3 protein-coding genes are annotated in these 3,362 nt (G+C 46.3%); 1 reads left to right on the forward strand and 2 read right to left on the reverse strand.

All coding sequences use genetic code 11. From position 1 onward, the window contains the following. Nucleotides 1-741: MoxR family ATPase (locus tag M0P91_RS15015; RefSeq protein ID WP_295069290.1), on the reverse strand; the 741-nt coding region annotated here is incomplete at its 3' end. A 166-nt stretch (nucleotides 742-907) separates the two neighbouring features. Between M0P91_RS15015 and M0P91_RS15020 the strand changes: the two genes are divergently transcribed. Continuing rightward, nucleotides 908-1,468: a hypothetical protein gene (locus tag M0P91_RS15020; protein WP_295069293.1), complete on the forward strand. Its 561-nt coding sequence runs from the start codon at nucleotides 908-910 to the stop codon at nucleotides 1,466-1,468. A gap of 56 nt (nucleotides 1,469-1,524) precedes the next feature. Here the strand turns inward: M0P91_RS15020 and atzF are convergent, their stop codons facing one another. Further along, nucleotides 1,525-3,285 (reverse strand): allophanate hydrolase, encoded by a 1,761-nt coding sequence (gene atzF, locus M0P91_RS15025; protein ID WP_295069295.1) that lies wholly within the window; start codon nucleotides 3,283-3,285, stop codon nucleotides 1,525-1,527. Nucleotides 3,286-3,362: the final 77 nt, after the last annotated feature.

Consider the following 3,362-nt stretch of genomic DNA (forward strand, 5'->3'; position numbering starts at 1 on the left):
ATCCAAATCCGGCAATTGCGATGCTACCATCCGAAATCCAAGATACGATGCCGCCAGCTCTTCACCGATTGCCCCTGAGACCATCGGCATTACCAAATCCTCTTCGGGTTGTGATGCCATAATATCGTTCACATACGCCCACGTACGCGGTGTCGCAAACGATCGGCTTTCAGAATTAAAAACAAACAGTGCATCGGGACGATGGGAGATGTAGGCGATGATAGAGGGGTCTAGTTCAGCCTTTATCGCCCAGTTTCGCCAATCTTCGACATTGGCTTCCATCTCCAGATGGACAAAACGGTTTGCCAGCGGTGCCGCCATGCGAAACACGACGCCGCGATCGCTCTCACGGTTCCCTGCAGCGATAATCGCCCAGCCATCGGGCAGTCGGTATTCGCCGATTTTACGGTCTAATATTAACTGATAGGCAGATGCCTGAACCATCGGGGCAGCAGTGTTTAGCTCATCGAGAAACAATATCCCCCTCTCCTCACGACCATCGGGTAAAAATGCCGGAGGTGCCCAGATCGCCGTGTCATTTTTGGCGTTAAAGAACGGGATACCGCGCAAATCGGTCGGGTCAAGTAACGAAAGACGCAGGTCAATAAAGCCGATCCCTTGCTCACGTGCAATTTGAGCGACAATAGAAGATTTACCGATTCCCGGAGGTCCCCATAAAAAGACGGGGACTTTACGTTCGCACAGATGGGCGAGGGAGCGTTTGGCACTCTGAGGGTTCATGCTATTTCCTTTATCACATGGATTGCCACGCTTCGCTCGCAATGACTGCCATTGTGAGGAGATAACGACGAAGCAATCTATTTATAGTCAAATGGTGCAATTATTGTACGAATAACATAGAACAACAATTGTATTGAGAGTTTTATACAAACCTAAAGGAACTCCCATGTCAATCCAAGACTACATTGCCCAAAATAATCTCGAATGGATGATCGTTTATAACGATCCAACTGATTCTTATAAATACGCGTATCGCGGCTGCCTCGTCGTCATAGAGGGAAAAGTAATCACTGCCGATAAAAGCCTTCCGCCTAAAGAGATCGTAAAACAAGTCCTGATGGCGACCAACAGCGATACTATCGACTTCTTGGCATGCGAACTCCAAACCATCAATAATTTTGAACGATTTTTTGCAAAATACAAAGATTACTTTAGTCCTGACGGAAAATATTTACTCTTCATTTCTGACATCGATAGCAAAGGGAAATTCGTCTATGAAGGGATCACTTTTTATGCGTACGCTCTCGATGAGAGTTCTGTATGGAACGATTTACTTGACCTTGCGGATCTTTCTAAAGGAGATTTGAAAAAGATGTCGGACAAAGAAAAAATTGACGCGGTGTGTGATGAGATGAAACGTACCACCCTACGTATCGCTGATAAAACGTATGAGGAGATCAAATCATTCCAAACAGCGCAGGGGAAACTCACTTTTGGAGCGGTATAAATAGCTATATTTTCCCTGATTGGGAAAATGTCTAATTCATTTTAAACTGCGAGCCTCTAAAGGCTATTACCTAACAAATAATTTCGCCATCCGCCTAATTGGGTAATCTCTTTTGCACCCTCTACCGCATAGTTTTCACACAAAAATCCTTTAACAATTTTCCCGTCAATCAAAGTCAAACTCCCTAATGCCAATGGGGAAGGAACTCCGTTGAAAAACGAACCAAACTGCTCAATAGGTATCTTCCAAAGTTCAACCGCAATGGATCCGCCCTCCTCGTTTACTTGTACAAGCCCGGGACGAGGCGGCATAAAACTTTCGAGTGCATAAAATCGGTACAAAGGTGCTGTAAAAGATTTTTCTATTAACACAGCACCTCTGCTTGTCAATTCATGGTTAAGAGGAAGTACCGACATGTGTGCACCGCAGACGGCCAACACGACGGTTTCAGGTGCACTTGGTTCAATAAGACCGCTTTTGTATCTCGAAATAGATTGCATCTTTGCGCCGACACCCAAGAGCGAAGGTTCATTCCACGAAGATGCAGCCAGTGTCACGCCAAATGGAAGCCCCTCAGGAGTAAATCCGGCAGGAACCGCACATGCGGATAAGTCCAGCAAGTTCATAAAGTTGGTGTAATACCCCAAATTGGTATTAAGCGCAAGCGGATTGTTACGGACTTCATCCCGAGTGTAGATGGTTCCTGCCGTCGGAGTGAGCAACAAGTCAATCTGACCCATAATCTCTTCACTCTTGCGCTTGAGCTCGGAGAGACGATAGAATCCCTCAAAAGCATCCATTGCCGTAGGCTTAAATCCCGAGAGGACAATCCCGCGAGTCACCTCAAGCATTGCATCGCTTTGTGTCATAGCAAACTCTTTGATCCCGCAGTAGCGTTCCGCAATCCATGGCCCGTGATAGAGCAGTTTTGCCGTCTCCATAAAAGAGGTAAAATCAATTTCCTGACGTAAACCCCCTAATAGTTCTAACTTTTCAACACTTTCCCAAAAGAGGGCTTCATACGCGCTGTTTCCAAAAAACTCCAACTGATTACTACGGGGAACACCGAAGCGAAACGTCCCTCCAAATGTATTGACACAGCTTTTCGGACGCGAATAAGAATCTTCCGCATCATAGCTACTGCATACATCATAAACACGCTGTGCATCGTCACAGTTTTGTGCGAAAATAGCGACGCAGTCAAGACTCTTGCACGCAGGGACAACACCTCGGATACTAAGAGCCCCCCGTGTCGGTTTCAATCCTACAATATTTCCAAACGATGCGGGAACACGCCCCGATCCTGCCGTATCGGTCCCCAATGAAAAAGGGACAAGTGCAGCCGTCACCGCCAATGCGGAACCCGAACTCGATCCCCCCGAAATGTACTGGGGATCAAAAAGGTTAATCCCCTCCCCGTAAGGGCTACGAGTACCCACTAGTCCTGAGGCAAACTGATCCATATTTGTCTTTCCGATGGGAATAGCACCCGCATTGATCAACTGCTCAACGACAAACGCATGCTCAGTTGGGATGTAAGAAAATTCGGCACATCCGGCGGTTGTCGGTAATCCTGCGACATCGATATTGTCTTTTACCGCAAAGGGTACACCGTAAAGCGGCAATGAAGAAGGATCGCATTGTTCCAATCGTAAAAAATAGGGTTCTAAAAATGTCGCGTCCGCTTTGGTGATCCATATATTCTTATCATCAAAAGAGTTTGATAAATCAAGACAATTTTGTAGGACTTCTCTTACCAAACGCCCTTCCACTCGATAGCTGTGCAGATAATCGTTAATTGTTTTTAAGGTGTTCATCCTATCACTCCTTTTGTGCTTTGTTCTGCAAGATGCAGGCCAACAACCCCAAGACCGATCAGCCCGATACTGGCAAG

The sequence above is a fragment of the Sulfuricurvum sp. genome, from assembly GCF_023229695.1.
Lineage (GTDB): Bacteria > Campylobacterota > Campylobacteria > Campylobacterales > Sulfurimonadaceae > Sulfuricurvum.